The sequence below is a fragment of the Bacillus sp. 1780r2a1 genome (assembly GCA_024134725.1).
In the GTDB taxonomy this organism is placed as follows: Bacteria; Bacillota; Bacilli; order Bacillales; family Bacillaceae_H; genus Priestia; species Priestia aryabhattai_A.
In genome coordinates this window covers 1672541-1688811 of the sequence record CP099863.1, presented here as the reverse complement: position 1 = coordinate 1688811, position 16271 = coordinate 1672541, and the positions used below count along the sequence as shown (strand labels likewise).

15 protein-coding genes are annotated in these 16271 nt (G+C 36.7%); 6 read left to right on the top strand and 9 right to left on the bottom strand.

Annotation, left to right across the window (positions count from 1 at the left end; genetic code table 11):
• The first annotated feature begins 223 nt into the window (after window positions 1-223).
• Together NIZ91_08495 and NIZ91_08490 are read left to right on the top strand one after the other, a co-directional pair.
• Window positions 224-1621: a M28 family peptidase gene (locus tag NIZ91_08495; protein USY56678.1), complete on the top strand. Its 1398-nt coding sequence runs from the start codon at window positions 224-226 to the stop codon at window positions 1619-1621.
• Window positions 1622-1855: 234 nt separating this feature from the next.
• The gene (locus NIZ91_08490) at window positions 1856-3331 is read left to right on the top strand and encodes a potassium/proton antiporter (protein ID USY56677.1); all 1476 of its coding nucleotides are present in this window, start codon (window positions 1856-1858) and stop codon (window positions 3329-3331) included.
• Window positions 3332-3348: 17 nt separating this feature from the next.
• Here NIZ91_08490 and NIZ91_08485 read toward each other — a convergent pair whose 3' ends face one another.
• The gene (locus NIZ91_08485; GenBank protein ID USY56676.1) at window positions 3349-4125 is read right to left on the bottom strand and encodes a polysaccharide deacetylase family protein; all 777 of its coding nucleotides are present in this window, start codon (window positions 4123-4125) and stop codon (window positions 3349-3351) included.
• A gap of 4 nt (window positions 4126-4129) precedes the next feature.
• Window positions 4130-4267 (bottom strand): hypothetical protein, encoded by a 138-nt coding sequence (locus tag NIZ91_08480; GenBank protein USY56675.1) that lies wholly within the window; start codon window positions 4265-4267, stop codon window positions 4130-4132.
• Between the two features lie 185 nt (window positions 4268-4452).
• Between NIZ91_08480 and NIZ91_08475 the strand changes: the two genes are divergently transcribed.
• On the top strand, window positions 4453-4971 hold the full coding sequence (locus NIZ91_08475) for a hypothetical protein (GenBank protein ID USY56674.1): 519 nt from the start codon (window positions 4453-4455) through the stop codon (window positions 4969-4971).
• A 1-nt stretch (window position 4972) separates the two neighbouring features.
• Window positions 4973-5611 carry a hypothetical protein gene (locus tag NIZ91_08470; GenBank protein USY56673.1) on the top strand — a complete coding sequence of 213 codons (639 nt, stop codon included), beginning with the start codon at window positions 4973-4975 and terminating at the stop codon, window positions 5609-5611.
• A 37-nt stretch (window positions 5612-5648) separates the two neighbouring features.
• Here NIZ91_08470 and NIZ91_08465 read toward each other — a convergent pair whose 3' ends face one another.
• From NIZ91_08465 to NIZ91_08445, 5 genes are all read right to left on the bottom strand, one after another.
• The gene (locus NIZ91_08465) at window positions 5649-6794 is read right to left on the bottom strand and encodes a toxic anion resistance protein (protein USY56672.1); all 1146 of its coding nucleotides are present in this window, start codon (window positions 6792-6794) and stop codon (window positions 5649-5651) included.
• Window positions 6795-6807: 13 nt separating this feature from the next.
• Complete coding sequence (locus NIZ91_08460; GenBank protein ID USY57120.1) at window positions 6808-7437, bottom strand: 5-bromo-4-chloroindolyl phosphate hydrolysis family protein; 630 nt, start codon at window positions 7435-7437, stop codon at window positions 6808-6810.
• Between the two features lie 198 nt (window positions 7438-7635).
• Window positions 7636-9567: an LTA synthase family protein gene (locus tag NIZ91_08455; GenBank protein ID USY56671.1), complete on the bottom strand. Its 1932-nt coding sequence runs from the start codon at window positions 9565-9567 to the stop codon at window positions 7636-7638.
• 620 nt (window positions 9568-10187) lie between these two features.
• A complete protein-coding gene (locus NIZ91_08450; protein USY56670.1) occupies window positions 10188-10667 on the bottom strand; it encodes a glycosyl-4,4'-diaponeurosporenoate acyltransferase in 480 nt (159 codons plus the stop codon).
• A complete protein-coding gene (locus NIZ91_08445; protein USY56669.1) occupies window positions 10664-11776 on the bottom strand; it encodes a glycosyltransferase family 2 protein in 1113 nt (370 codons plus the stop codon). Before NIZ91_08445 ends, NIZ91_08450 begins: the two co-directional genes overlap by 4 nt.
• A 142-nt stretch (window positions 11777-11918) precedes the next feature.
• Between NIZ91_08445 and crtI the strand changes: the two genes are divergently transcribed.
• Window positions 11919-13433 carry a phytoene desaturase family protein gene (gene crtI / locus NIZ91_08440; GenBank protein ID USY56668.1) on the top strand — a complete coding sequence of 505 codons (1515 nt, stop codon included), beginning with the start codon at window positions 11919-11921 and terminating at the stop codon, window positions 13431-13433.
• A 56-nt stretch (window positions 13434-13489) separates the two neighbouring features.
• Here crtI and NIZ91_08435 read toward each other — a convergent pair whose 3' ends face one another.
• Window positions 13490-14248, bottom strand: a complete 759-nt coding sequence (locus NIZ91_08435; GenBank protein ID USY56667.1) for an SDR family oxidoreductase — start codon at window positions 14246-14248, stop codon at window positions 13490-13492.
• A gap of 114 nt (window positions 14249-14362) precedes the next feature.
• Between NIZ91_08435 and NIZ91_08430 the strand changes: the two genes are divergently transcribed.
• Window positions 14363-15733, top strand: coding sequence for an MATE family efflux transporter (locus NIZ91_08430; protein USY56666.1), 1371 nt, complete (start codon window positions 14363-14365; stop codon window positions 15731-15733).
• 29 nt (window positions 15734-15762) lie between these two features.
• Here NIZ91_08430 and NIZ91_08425 read toward each other — a convergent pair whose 3' ends face one another.
• Window positions 15763-16041: an AbrB/MazE/SpoVT family DNA-binding domain-containing protein gene (locus tag NIZ91_08425; GenBank protein USY57119.1), complete on the bottom strand. Its 279-nt coding sequence runs from the start codon at window positions 16039-16041 to the stop codon at window positions 15763-15765.
• Window positions 16042-16271 lie beyond the last annotated feature (230 nt).

The following is a 16271-nucleotide window of genomic DNA, read 5'->3' as shown; positions in this document are numbered from 1 at the left end:
TTTCTTTTATTACATCATGTCCATGAAACTTTATCAATAAGAATTCGATAACGGTTTGATTACTTTTCTTTTACAACCTCTTGTCAATTTTATAATTTTAGACATAAAAAAATAGCATTTTCCCTAAAACACCCATACTAAATAGGAATATTTGCCCTTTTTTTATTTTTATGAATATTATAAATTTTAAATTGTATCTATAATTTCCCAAAGGAGGAACACAATGAAAAGAACAAGAAAGACAATTGTATCCGTTGCTTTAGCAACAAGCTTAGCCCTTTCAATATCTAGTACATATACTGCAGCTGCTCCTGTCGCTCAGTCTTCATCGAGTCAAGCTTACAATGCGGTAGATAAAAAGGTTCTCAACAAAATCAATGTAGATAACATCTACAATGATATTGAGTATTTAGCAAAAACGCCTCGTGTAGCTGGAACTGCGGCTGAGCATAAAGCAGCTTGGTATATCCAGAAAAAATTAAAATCATTTGGTTATAAAGCAAACGTCGAGCCATTTACATTCGTTGGCTATACTGAAGCATCTAAAGTTGAACTTTCAGCAGATGGGACAAGCTATTCTCCTAGCTCTTTCACATACAGCGTAAACGGTAATGTCAGCGCTGAAGTTGTTTATGCTGGTCTTGCAACAAAAGAAGAGTTAGCGACTCAAGACTTAACAGGTAAAGTTGCACTGATTCAACGTGGTTCTATTAGCTTTGGTGAAAAAGTGTTAAATGCAGCCGAAAAGGGAGCTAAAGCCGTAATTATTTATAATAATGCTGATGGTGAGTTAAACGGAACGCTTGGTGGAGCTAATGATGGTTATGTGCCAGCTGTAGCTTTATCAAAAGCAGAGGGTGAACAGCTTCTTGAAAAAGTAAAAGCAGGCACTCTAACGGCTACTGTAAATATTGAAGGTGCTGAAGTTAGCGAACGTATTTCATATAACGTAACCGCAACAAAATCACCAACTGAAAAGAAACGTAACACGGATGATATTATCGTAATTGGGGCTCACCATGACTCAGTTGAGGGTGCGCCTGGTGCAAACGACGACGCATCTGGAACAGCAATGGTTATTGAATTAGCTCGCGTATTAAAGTCTCTACCAACAGATACAGAGCTACGCTTTGTAACATTTGGAGCTGAAGAACTTGGCTTAATTGGTTCTCAAGAGTACGTGGATGGTTTATCTCACGATGAGAAAGATCGTATCGTTGGTATGTTTAACTTAGATATGGTTGGTAGTCGCGATGCTGGTGACTTAGTATTGAAAACAGCAGATGGAAAAGCTAACTTCGTAACAAAATTAGCTCAAGCCTCAAGCCTACGTCTAAATGGTGCTGCTACTCCATATTCAGAAGGTGGACGCAGTGACCATGTGCCGTTCGCAGAAGCGGGCATCCCTGCTGCACTATTTATTCACGATCCAGCTGAGCCATGGTACCATACTCCAGAAGATAGCATTGACAAAATCAGTAAAGAAAAACTTCAAGATGTTGCTGAAATTGTAGGAACTGCCGTGTATGATCGCGCTCGACCAGATCATAAAGGACCAAAAGCTCAAAGAGGACAATCATTTAAAGCACCTGAGCTTTATTATCAGCAAGATCTGAAATAAAAATAAGAGAACTCGGTTATAGAACCGGGTTCTTTTTTAATTAAAACATGCTGAAGCATAATAATCCCTTCTATTCTGACGATTATGGTATACTTTTATTGATACAGCTTTTTTGCTGTAGATTTGGTTATTATAAGGAGGAACATAATGAACGTGACGTTTGCTAACAGCTTTTTATCTGTTACCCATTCAAAAGTAAATTCAACTTAATTATGAAAAAGAGGTGAACAATCATTGAGTTTTACGATTGACAATTTAATTTTCCTTTTATCCATTCTTCTAGTTACGGGAGTCCTAACAGCAAAATTCTCTTCTCGTTTAGGTCTACCTTCCCTCGTACTGTTTATTATTGTAGGTATGATACTCAGTCATTACGTCTACTTTGACAACGCTCTTTTAGCACAAGGTGTCGGAATAATTGCTCTCATTATCATTCTATTTGATGGTGGTATTCAAACGAAGTGGACTGACGTAAAAAGCGTCGTTCGCCCTTCTATTTCTCTTGCTACATTAGGGGTTTTAATTACAACTGTTGTAACCGGTGTGTTAGCAAAGTATATTTTGGATGTTACTTGGCTAGAGGGCTTATTATTTGGAGCAATTGTTGGCTCTACTGATGCAGCAGCCGTTTTTTCCGTTTTAGGATCCAAAAACATTCGTCAAAAACTCACGTCAACTTTAGAAGCAGAGTCAGGTTCTAATGATCCAATGGCGATTTTCTTAACTGTTTCAATTATTGAACTAATCCAAGTACCTGAATCACCTATCTTTACTCTTTTCCTCGATTTTTTCTGGCAAATGGGAATGGGATTAATAATGGGATTAGTGCTAGGAAAAGCTTCTGTATGGATTATTAATCGCATTAATTTAGACTCGTCCGGCCTTTATCCAGTATTATCTCTTGCTTTAGCAGCTTTAACATATGGTGTCACTGCTTTTATTGGAGCAAGTGGCTTGCTAGCTGTTTACATAATGGCTGTTATTATCGGAAATTCCCATTTAACGTATCGTCATGCTATTGTACGATTTAATGAAGGATTTGCCTGGATGATGCAGATTCTTATGTTCATTATTTTAGGACTACTCGTCTTTCCTAAAGAACTTATCCAGGTTACATGGCAAGGTATTTTACTGTCGTTTTTATTAATGCTCGTTGCTCGACCATTAGGTGTTTTCATCAGCATGCTCTTTAGCAAATATACACTGAAAGAGCAGCTATTCATTTCGTGGGGAGGGTTAAAGGGAGCTGTTCCCATTGTTTTAGCTACATACCCAATGATGGCTGGTCTTGAAAACAGTGCGCTTATCTTTAACGTGGTATTCTTCGTTGTTCTTACTTCTGCGTTATTGCAAGGAGCAACAATTTCTCCGCTTGCTAATTACTTGAATTTTTCAGATGGTGAAAAAGAAGTGGTCCCACACAGCTTAGAACTTGTTTCTATGGGAAAAACCAATAATGAGATGATTGAGCTGAAGCTAGTGCCAGATGCTGCAATTTCCGGAAAATCACTTGAAGAAATCCCCTTACCGGAAGACATTTTAATTACAGCTGTTATACGTGAAGAAAAGCTAATCACACCTCGCGGAAATACTAAGATCTTCTCTGGGGATACTCTATATGTTCTTGTATCTAAAAAGAAACGCGAGCGCGTTACAGAATATTTTCAAAAGAAAAAGAACCCTTCTGAAGAGGAAGTATCTACACTTTAAACAAACAAAGGCACCTCCTATTTTAAAGGAGTGCCTTTGTTTGTGTTTTCCTTTTGCATTAAATAAAGGGATTCATAGTTTGGATGATGCTTTAAAAGCTCTGAAATTGTAACAAAACGATATCCTTTTTCTTTTAACTCAGGCAGTATTTGTTTTAGTGCTTGAACTGTTTGCGTACGATTTCCACCTGTATCGTGAAACAAAACAATATCTCCAGAGCTTGCATTTTTCAATACTTGATGAACAATTCTGTCTACACCAGGATTTCTCCAATCAAACGTGTCTTGATGCCACGACCATAATACAACCGTATATTGTTGGTTTTTAGCTGCTTTCACCACTTTATCGTCATAGTAACCAGTAGGAGGCCTAAAGAGATAAGGTTTAATACCTGTTACCTGCTGAATTCTTTCATCAGCCTTTTCGATCTCTCCTTCTATTTTTGCAGTATCTTGACCGCGAACTTCTAGATGACTATACGTATGATTTGCGAGTTCATGCCCTTCTTTAATCTCTCTTTTTGCAATTGTAGGATATTGAGTAACTCGGTCACCTAAAACAAAAAATGTAGCTTTTGCATTGTATTCCTTTAGTAAATCTAGAATAAGCGGCGTATATGTCGGATCTGGCCCATCATCAAACGTTAATGCGATAATCTTTTCTTCACTTGTTGGAACTTCCCAAACAATATCACCTTTTTTCTCATAGTAAAAGCGACTTTTTTTTGCTGCTTGTCCGTTCGATGCACCGGCGAAAAAGAGAAATACGCAAAGAAACAAAAGACTTTTTTTCATACGCTTACCTTCTTTCTTGTTTCTCTATTTGATCTTGCTCTAGCTGTGATATGACAATGGCTCGTAAGTCATTGTCAAAGAATGATTCACTGCACACGTATGAATGTTCTAACGACTCCTCTTGTTTCGGCTTTTCGTTCACTCAATATCCACTCTCTTTCTGTTTAGAATGTTCTTTTAGGTTCTCCCAAATACATGAAAACAAATCGATAAAAACGCAGGTAATGCGTTTACTTTTAATGGAATGGGGAAAAATGTAAGAAATCGAATGTCATGAGCATTTAAGATTGGTTTTGATAATTTCACTTCAGATAAAGGAGACTGTGTATGACCTATCGAATAGTAATAGTAGCTCTGTTTATCTTTACGCTTAGTGCCCTTCAAATAAAAACGAATATATCCCCTTTAGCACATGAGCAAGAAAACGTAAGGGAGAATGCATCCAGTCATCAAGGTTTTTCAATAGAGGTATTACCTAACTATGAATTACAAAAAGAAGAAGAGGGAAAAGACATCATTTTCTCGACTCAATCCCCTCATACGTGGATGAGAATTCAAGTCTTAAAAGTCGATACAACAAATACGCTTACATCGGTCAATTCAGCTACATCTACTTTTGAAGAACAATTTGGAAAAGCTAAAATGATTGCCGACCAGCACCACATTAAGAAGCCACTCATTACTGCTTTTGAAGCCTATACTCATCAAGAAAAAGCATCCTTATATATCGTAAAGGTTCCTAGTAAAGCACAAATACTCATTATTACAACCAACGTAAAAAGAAATTCACCTGATGAACAACAATTGTTCGATATGATTAATAGCATTCAGTTAAAGGAGAGGTAGCGTGCAAAAATATCTGTTAATTCTTTTGACAGCGTTTATGCTGACAGCCTGTGGAACAGCACAAGAAAACTCTAAGTCTGATGACTCTTCTCAGAGCACAAGTGATCAAGTTCCAAAAGAGAGATCACCCAAAGAATCCTCAGATACTTCATCTGATGAACAAACCATTCGACTTCCTGAGCAAATGATGACGTATGAAAACGAAGGTATGCAAGAGGAGAAAATGGGATTTTTAAAAACTAGTGAAAATCAAAAGTATTCTTTATATGTCCTAGAAGGATATACGTTTACAGAAGAAGAACCTCGAAAAGATGTCATCTACTACGATGCTAATGATGCTTTGTGGATGCGTATTGAAGTTCTCCCTAATAACGTGGACTGGGATAAGATAGAGCAAGAAGCCATAAAAGGATTAGAAGCTGTATCTGCTGATGTTCAAAAAAACTCTGTCACATCCTATAATGAGGATCTTTCATTTCGCAGTGTATATTCAGCCAGCAACGACAAGGATCGTATTACTTCGTACTTAGTGAAAGAATCTGACAAACGTCCGGCTATGCGACTTACCATTTTTACTCCGGTTGAAACAGAAAATGTTAATGCCTTTTTAGAAATGACTCGCTCAATCGAGAATTTATAAAGGAAAAAGCCGAACAGTTTTGTTCGGCTTTTTCCATCTATTTTAAATTCATTAACTTGGTTTTCAAGTCTGATTCCATCTGATAAAGCTCCGCTTCTGCTTCTGTTCGCTTCGTGCGGCCTTCCTCTTGAATTTTCAATACTTCTTCAAGCGTAGTAATTAAATCTGATTGTGTTTGTCTAAGCGTTTCAATATTCACGATTCCTCGCTCGTTTTCTTTTGCCACTTCAATTGTATTTTGCTTTAACATTTCTGAATTACGCGTTAATAAATCGTTTGTTGTTTTAGATACTTGCTTTTGAGCTTCCATTGCGGCTTTTTGTCGCAACAACGTAGTAGCAATCACCACTTGATTTTTCCAGAGGGGAATTGCTGTCAAGATAGAGCTTTGAATTTTTTCTACAAGCGTTTGATTTACTTCTTGAATCAAACGAATTTGTGGTGCGCTTTGAACGGCAATCTGTCTACTTAGCTTCAGATCATGAACCCGCTTTTCTAAGCGATTAATAAATTGGCTCAAATCATTTACTTCCTGAGCCATTAAGTAGTCATTCTTCGCTTTTGCTTCTTGTTGAAGTGCAGGAAGTGCCTCGTTTCGAAGTGACTCCAGGCGGTACTCTGCAGCTCCAATATAAATATTTAACGCATCATAAAACTGCTTATTTTTATCGTACAAGCTATCCAACATCGTAATATCACGATAAAGCATTTGCTTAGAGCGCTCTAATTTGTCTGCAATTTTATCAATTTCAACGTTAATACTTTGATATTTAGTTAATAAATTTTGAATTGGCTTTGACAATCCAGAAAATACTCTCCCGATAAACCCTTTTTTCTTCGTTGTAAAATCATCTGGATTAACCTGACGTATCTTAGACATTAGATCGGCTATTACATCTCCCACAGGACCTGTATCCTTCGTTTGCACATGCTGTAAAACAGACTGTGAGAACTGGGAAAGCTCAGACTGTGCAGCTACGCCATACTGAAGAATAGCCTGCTGGTTTTTATAGTCAATTTGCTCAGCAATCTTTTGTGCTTTTTCCTGATATTCAGGTGCTAAACTATTGTACGTTGAAAGTTGCTTAGCTACCGGTTGATCAGCCTGTGTAGCCAAAGTGGGTGATGCAAACGGATCGTTTAAAAGTTCATCTAGCGATTGGTTTTTTTCCAATTCTTTCATATAAACCCCATCCTTACTTCATTCGATTTATTGGCGCATATTCCTCTTCATTTTGAAAATGTTGCTTTAAAACCTTCATTTCTACATCTAAACTTAGTACATCTTGAGAGAGAGCAGAATTTAAAAGCTGATCGTACTGTGCTGAGAGTTCATGTATCACATTTTCAGCTTCATGAATACTTTCTTTTACATCAATACTTTTAGTAGGTTTAGATAATAAAAATACGTAGCGTTCAATAACCGTCACCGTTGCTTGCAGGTAATTTGTAAAAAATGGCTGAACACTTTTATAACGCTCAGGCTCTTTTTCAACCATATCAACCATGCTCTTTCCTACTCTGTATAGCTTAGAAAGCTCTGTCCACATGTGAATTGATTTTAGCTTAAAGCGAGAACTACTAATAACTTTTAATTGTTTACGCGCTTCCTTTACCTGATGCTTGATATAGGCAAGCTCTTCCCTATACGGGTCTTTATATGCAACTCTAACGCTTTTAAAGATAAAGAATATTCCTGTTATTGCAGCAGTGCCAAAGCTTAATAAAATGCTGTCACCTACCCCTACATTAAACCCTAAATAACTAATTGGAATCGTAGCTGTACCAACAGTCCATACGATAAACAATCGTTTTAAGAATGTCATTACTTTCACGTCCGCTCACTCCTTATGTTCTCTATTTATGTTTAACATCGTTTTATTTCATTTAGTAAGGTAAGAATATTATACCATTTAACTTCCAGTTCTAAAATAAATTACCTTTATACGTTATATACGAACGAAACGTAAATAAGTTTCAATTCATATAAAAAAGCGAAGGCATGTTTTGCCTTCGCTTTTTTCTTAGTCACGCTTATTGTAATCGTACTGAGAACGATCTACTGGTTTAAAGCCTTCTGGAGTATGGAAACGTAATAAGTCACCGTACACAAGCTTATCGGACAACTCAAGCTTTTGTTTTACCAGTTCATCGTATTTATCATATTTTTTTGCTTCTTCTTCTGGCAATTGCTCACCAGTTTCATTATTGAATACTTTTTGGTCTACTTTTGTAATCTCAGGTGTTACAAAGTCACCGTTTCTGAACGGAACAATTTCCTGATGATCTTTTGAAAGCAAGTCTGTACCAAAGTCAATATAGTCTTTCGTATCAATACCTAGTAGATGCATAACTGTTGGGCGAATATCAACTTGACCACCATACGTATGCTTCACGCCACCTTCTAAACCAGGAGCATGAATAAACAGTGGTACACGCTGTAATTGCGCTTGTTCAAAGTCACCTACATCTTTTCCAAGTACTTCAGACATTGCTCGCTTATGGTTTTCAGAAATACCATAGTGGTCACCATACATAACAACCATCGTGTTATCGTATAGACCAGAAGCTTTTAAATCATCAAAGAACTGCTTCAATGCCTCATCCAAATAGCGAGACGTTTGGAAGTATTGGTCAACTGATTTATCGCCTGTAGTATGCGGCTCAATTGTTTGGTCTTCCTCATCTAATGGATAAGGGAAATGGTTAGATAGCGTAATAAACTTTGCGCTAAATGGCTGTTTTAATTCTTTTAGATAAGGCATAGAACCTTTAAAGAACGGCTTATCTTCTAAACCATAGTTTAGCGTATCTTCCTCATTCATATCGTAATATGCTGAGTCGAAGAATTTATCGACACCAAATGACTTGTACATTTCATCACGGTTCCAGAATGTCTTACCATTACCATGGAATACTGCATTTGTATAGCCGTTTTGGCCTAAAATGGCTGATCCAGCTTGGTACGTGTTATTTGCTTTTGTTGTAAAAACAGAACCTTGAGGTAATGGGAATATTGAGTTTTCTACCATAAACTCCGCATCCGATGTTTTACCTTGACCTGTTTGATGGAACACGTTATCAAAATAAAGCGTGTTTTTATCATTTCTAAGTGAGTTCATAAACGGCGTAACTTCTTCACCGTTTAATTCATATCCCATCATAAATGTTTGTAATGATTCAAGTGAGATATAAATTACGTTCATATCTTTAGCTTTACCAAAGTATTTTTCATTTGGCTCAGCATAAGTTGCCTTTGCATAGTTTTCAACCTCTGTTACGTCACTGCTGTCAGCTAGAGCTCTTTGCGCTGACGATTTCGAGCTTTGAATAATGTCATAAACTGTATAGTTATATGCACCTAAATATTTAACTAAATAGTTACGGTCAAACGTACGTGTTAAAAGCTGTGGACGATCTGTTTCTGCAATCGCAATATTTGCACTTACAACTAGAACTCCGACTAAAAATACGCTTGTTACAGTACGTTTACTAATTGTTGTAGGTAAATCAAACTTCTTCCACATTACAAGTGCAATTAAAACAAAGAAGTCAATGAAATACAGAATATCTGTTGGCTGAATTAAAGCCATTGCACTTCCACCTAATTGACCAAAGTTATTCGATTGAGTCAAAACAGGTACTGTAATGAAATCATTAAAGAATCGATAATACACAACGTTTGCATACAAAATAAATGATAATAAGAAGTTAATACCTAATAATGCTCGTACCTTTCCTCTCCCTTTAAATAGTAAGGCAAAAGCAAAAAAGATAATTGCTGAACCGAGTGGGTTCATAAATAGTAAAAACTTTTGGATAAAATTCTCAAGACTTAAATTAAATTCAATTTGGTAAACGGCATAAGTTTTAATCCAAAATAACAACACCGCAACTAAAAACAGCGGCAATTGCTTAACAAAAATGTTTTTTCCGTTTGTCATGAGCTGTTTCATATTCCCACCTCTATATCTATTCGAAATTTGAGCTCATTTATTTTAGACGTAAACCTGGATGAATGTTAGTCTAAATTCGTAAAAAGAAATCTCCCTTACAAAAACTGTAAGAGAGCTAAACTGTTCTTTCACATTTTAACTCTTTATAAAAAATTGTCAACACTCTTATTGTATATTTTATTGAAAACATGAAAAAATAACTAGTTGATTGCTTTTTCTATTTATATGCCCAGCCTGTACAAACATCTACTTAAAAATAAATTTATTCCTTTGCTTAATTTATTTTTTGATTAAGCATTTTACTACTATTATGTTAAGTTTGCCGATTTAACACGGCGACGATACGTTGAACATAATGAATTGTATTTCTTAGGCCCTTCCTTTTTTTTCTTTAAAGAAAAAACTCTCTATCTCAATTACATTACTAATTATTCTAACGCTAATTCACTATACTGCCTCGTAATTGATCTCAAAGAAAAGTTGATAAAGAAGAGAGACCAAGTGATATTGTTTCCGTCTTCTTTACCCACATAAAATGCAAATAAAACAATAAAAATTTTTTCTTAGCTATTCCTTTATACATATGAATATCAATAATAAAAAGTCGACACGTACTACTTTTATTCTGAAGTAAGAAGACGCTGCGAAATGCGTGCAATACGAATACGGTTATAACGTTGAATAATAATGAATGGTATATTAACAACGCAAGCATAACATACCATCACCCAACCTACAGAAGGTGAATTCCAAAGAAAGAAGAGAAATGCTGGACAGATGCTCATCCAGTGAGTAAGCTCTGCCCTTTTTGTTTCCATTAAAAACCGAACCGTATACTCAGCAGAACGAGACTCCCAAGTTTTTTTATAGAAACCATGCTTCATTACCTTACCTGCATCCGGTAAAAGAATTTTCCACTTATGAATCCAAACCTTTTTGTATTTATCATCTGTCTCCCACTTCATTCGTTTAAAGATGAGGTAATCTTTCTCAAAAAATGTTATGGGAATGATTCCACAAACGTAGGAGGCAGCCATATGAAAAAAAAGCCATGCGCTAATGTTTATACATGTAATAAAGACAGGGCTAACGTTCATCATTTAAAAAACCTCTTTTTTGCATAATCAACTTGAATCTTTCTCCCTTTCCACGTAACTTTTCTCACCACTGTTGTTTGTAACAGTGAACATGCAAACACGATAAAAAAAAAGAAGAGGTGAATAGGAAAAAGAAAACTCGTTACATAAGAAAACGCTCCGATATGCCGCAGTTTACTGAATAACATAATTCCCATTAATACATAGCTAGTTCCAGCCAATATCGGGTATTGTTGTATAAGAAGCGGCAGAGAAACCACATAGTGAATCATACCGGTAAGCCATAAACTTACAAGAAACAAATAAATCGGTTCTGTTTTTCCAGCTCCCGATACAAAACTTTTGCTCCATCCTCTTATGAGTTCACTAATTCCATTAGGGTACATTCTCATGCTGACTGCACCTCTACCACCCATGCAGTAAACTTCCCCTTGCTGTTCACGAACGTAGTTAGCAAAAGCCATATTTTCAACTACCTCTCCGCAAATTGCTTGGTGACCCCCATAGCGAAAATACTCGCTTTTTTCACAAACCAAACACTGACCAAATCCACCTGATGCTGTTCCATTTTGATTAAATAGGTGAAAGCCCCCTACCGAAGCAAAAACAATATAATGAAAAAAGGCAGATAATGATTCATAAGGCTTCTTAACGCCATGATACGGATGGATAGATAAAAAACCTTTCTTCAATTCAAACACATCATGAATTCGTTTAATTCCACCTTTTTCTACCCACGTATCCGCGTCTAAAAACAATAAGATGGAGCCATTTGCCTTTTTTGCACCATTCCAGCATGCCCAAGATTTTCCTAACCATCCTTTTGGTAGCTTTTTTGGCTTCAAAACAGTTGCTCCCATCTCTGCAGCTATATGAGCAGTCTGGTCTGTAGATCCATCATCAACAACAATAATCTCATACAAGTTGGAACGGTTATCATTAAGCGTGCTTAAAAGCTTTTTGATATTATGCTCTTCATTACGAGCTGGAATAATAACAGAAACTTTCCTTGTTTCTATAGAATACGGCTTTTGAAAGCGCACATGGTGAAACGTTGGAATGCGGGTAATTAAGAGTGAAGTAAGAAGTAGCATGACCACTATAAATGACATTATTTTTCTCCTTATGAATGTATATTTTTACAAAAATTAGGCAAAACAAACAGTTATGAAAAACTCTTTTTCTAAAAATATGCATGGTAATTTTTATTATTATGCTTACCAACTACTCGTTAGTTTATAAGGAGGAATTATAGTGAATAAAAAAGTAATTATCGTTGGATCAGGCTTAGGTGGTCTATCAGCAGCAGTTCGTCTTGCTTCTGACGGCTATAAGGTAACCGTTTTAGAGCAAGGAGAACGTATCGGCGGGAAGTTAAACATGCGTAGTGGGAAAGGCTTCTCATTTGATACGGGTCCCTCTATCCTTACAATGCCTTGGGTGTTAGAACAACTTTTTGAAAGTGCAGGGAAAAACGTGCATGACTACATGAGTATCAAGCGTGTAGAACCTCAATGGCGAACATTTTTTACGGATGGAACTCAAATCGACTTAACAAGCGATTTACCAAAGATGATTACAGAAATTCAAAAGTGTGCACCAGAAGATGTAAACGGCTTTTTTGACTACCTATCCTATGCACATAAAATGTATGAATCAAACTTGAAAAGTTTTTATAAAAAAAGCTTAACGGGCCTAAACGACTTACGTTCTATGCATACTGTCAAAGAGTTGCTGCAGATGGATCCGATGAAATCAATGGATGCAACTACGCGTAAATATTTCTCAAGCAAACACTTGCGCCAGCTCTTTAATTTTTTAATTATGTACATCGGCTCTTCTCCTTATCATGCACCTGCTGTCTTAACGCAGTTGGCTCATGTACAGCTAGGCCTTGGCATTTATTATGTTCAAGGCGGGATGTATAAGATTGCTGAAGGAATTGGTAAACTATTAGATGAATTAGGCGTAGAAATCAAGCTAAATACGCCAGTTGAGAGAATTACAACTGAAGGTTCAAAAGCATCAGGTGTCGTTTTGAAAAACGGAGAAAGCTTAGCTGCAGATTTAGTTGTTTCTAACTTAGAAGTAATACCAACTTATAAAACATTACTGAAAAATCACCCACGAGCAAAGCAACATACAGAACAGCTTGCTAAGTATGAACCAACTGTCTCAGGATTAGTTTTGTTATTAGGGGTTAACAAAAAATACGAGCAGCTTGCTCACCATAACTTCTTTTTCTCAAAAGATCAAAAGCAAGAATTTGATACTATTTTTAATGAAGGTGAAATTGCTTCCGATCCAACTATTTACATTGGTGTTTCATCTAAATCTGATCCAACACAAGCACCTGACGGAAAGGAAAACTTATTCATTCTAACACACGTTCCTCCACTAAAAGAAGGTGAAAACTGGAACGCCATTGAAGAGCAATACAGAGATGTTGTTCTTACGAAACTTGAAGCAATGGGTCTTAACGGCTTGCGCAATAGCATTGAATTTGAAGAAAGATTTACGCCAAATACTCTCCAGCAGCTATACGGTGCAAACGGAGGCTCTATTTACGGAGTAGCAACTGATCGTAAAAAGAATGGTGGCTTTAAAATCCCTGCGCGTAGTCAAATCCTTTCAAACTTATACTTTGTTGGTGGTTCTACTCACCCTGGCGGTGGCGTTCCGATGGTTACTCTATCGGGTCAACTAACTGCTGATGCAATTAATGAAGATTTTCAGCTATCTTCTATTAATAAAAAGCATATCGGTTAATAATAGACAGCTCGCATCCCGCTTAGATTACAAAGCTGGAATGCGAGCTTTTACTATTAAAAATTCATTTTTGATTGCCCACCATCCACATTTAAGCTTGCGCCAACAACCCACGAAGCTTTTTCAGATGCTAGAAAAACGACAGCGTTAGCTACTTCTTCTACAGTTCCAAAACGACCTGCTGGAATTTGATCTTGTACAAACTGGTTAATCTTTTCAGGGTTTTCTTCTAATCGCTTTTTCCAATTACCTGTTTCGTGCAGAATGCTCCCAGGCGCAATACTGTTAACACGAATACCATAAGAAATCACTTCATCTGCAAATGACTTAGTAAAGCTAATTAAAGCAGACTTTGCGTTGTTATATGTTACCTTCCCTCCACTTTCTCGGCCAAAAATAGAAGTAATGTTTACAATAGAGCCTGCTTTTTGCTTTTTCATGTATTCTGCTGCAAGCTTGCTTAAATGAACAGCAGAAAAATAATTAAGCTCCATCGCCTCATAAAATAATGATAAATCTGTTTCTAGCGTTTTTCCTCCATTGCTTCCTCCTGCATTGTTAATTAGAATATCGATGCCTTGAAAGTCCTTTACGACATTTTCCATCAATTGAATACGCTCGTCTTCGTTCGTTACGTCTATTTTATATGTATGAATGTTAGGAAACCTCGCACTTAATCGGTCTAAGTCCTTTTCACTTCGAGCTGCAACTGCAACATCAGCTCCTTCTTCTGCAAAAAGTAAGGCTATTGCTTGGCCAATCCCTTTCGTCCCACCTGTTATAAGCACCTTTTTACCTTGTAGCTTTAAATCCATGTTAACGCCTCCCTGTTTTTATTTAATAGTAATATATTAACTATTCTTTCGCAAAAACAAGCCTCATCGTGGTATAATTTTTCTCGTGTGAACTTGACGGATAGGAGTACAAACATGAATCAAACATTTTCTAAAACGGAAAAGACCAAGCAATTTTTATTTATTTTATTACCTATTTTAATGACGCAGTTTGGAATGTTTTCAATGAGCTTCTTTGATACGATGATGTCAGGTCGTGTTGGGGCAGATGATTTAGCCGGAGTTGCTATTGGATCAAGCCTCTGGATGCCTGTATTCACTGGACTAAGCGGTATTTTGATGTCCGTGACTCCTATTGTAGCTCAGCTAATTGGGGCTGATAAGAAGAAAAATGTTGCGTTTACAGTTATTCAAGGGTTATACGTTTCAATCATCATGGCCTTTATTGTTATTGTCATTGGATTCTTTGTCGTAACTCCCATTCTAAACGCTATGAACCTAGACCCAGACGTGGCTCAGATTGCACTAGATTACTTAGTTGCATTATCAATTGGTATTTTCCCACTATTTATTTATACCGTGTTACGTAACTTTATTGATGCACTCGGCCAAACAAGAACATCGATGTTTATTACCCTTCTTGGCTTGCCTATTAACGTTACGTTAAATTACCTGTTGATTTTTGGGAAACTCGGTTTTCCTAAGCTTGGGGGCGTTGGAGCTGGATATGCTACGGCTATTACTTATTGGTGCATTTTGGCTGTGGCAATTTGGATCATCACAAGAAAAGATCCTTTTCAGTCATTTCAGGTGTTTCGCACAGTTTATAAACCAGCTTTTTCTTCGTTTAAAGAAATACTTGGGATTGGCATTCCAATTGGCTTTGCTATCTTTTTTGAAACAAGTATCTTCTCAGCCGTTACATTATTTATGAGCACATATGACACGGTGACAATTGCTTCTCACCAAGCAGCAATAAACTTTGCATCGTTTCTGTATATGATTCCGCTCAGCATTTCAATGGCTTTAACAATTGTTGTAGGGTTTGAAGCAGGTGCTAAGCGGTTTGAAGATGCAAAGATGTACAGTCGTATCGGTATTTTACTTGCCGTTTGCTTAGCTCTTTTAGGGGCAGTCTTTTTATTTTTCTTCAAAGAAAGTGTAGCTGCTTTATATACAACAGATCCTAAAGTATTAGCCTTAACAACTCATTTCTTAGTTTATGCGGTCTTTTTTCAATTGTCCGATGCAATTCAAGCACCGATTCAGGGTGCTCTTAGAGGATATAAAGACGTGAATATTACCTTCTTTATGGCACTGGTTTCATATTGGGTAATTGGTTTACCGCTAGGATATATATTGGCAAACTATACGGGGCTTGCAGCTTTTGGATATTGGATTGGACTGATTAGCGGTTTGGCAGTAGGTGCAATTGGATTAAGTTATCGCCTTAAAACGATTCAAAAACGATTTATCTTATCAGGCCAGGCTTCAAAAACTGCATAATAAAAAAGAACGTCAAATGACGTTCTTTTTTATTTGTTTAGAGTACGTTGAAGCTCGTTTAGAAGTCGTTCCGCTCCCTTTTTACTTAGCACGACATTCCCATTAGCAAACGTAAGGTTATCACTCGCAATTTCACCAGTTACGGCACAAGCACCGTATGGACTGTATTTCTGTAGAATAATAATGTCTTCATCTACGTATATTTCGACTGGATCACCTGTATTAATGTTTAGAATTCGTCGCAATTCGATTGGAATTACAACGCGACCCAATTCATCTACTTTTCTTACAATACCTGTAGACTTCATAATCTCCATTCCTTTCGTACGATGTAAATCATGCACTTTATGCAATAAAATCTTGTACATCCTTAGTTCTAAAATGCTCTTATTTGGTCCTCATACGTGGATTTTGATTCTCAAAACGTGGCATTTTCGTTTTTAAATTTATGTACAACTTGTATCATATCAATTCAATCTTTATTTATGAATAGTACATAGTCTTTAAAAAATAATCTATCCATATATGTTAAAAGTGT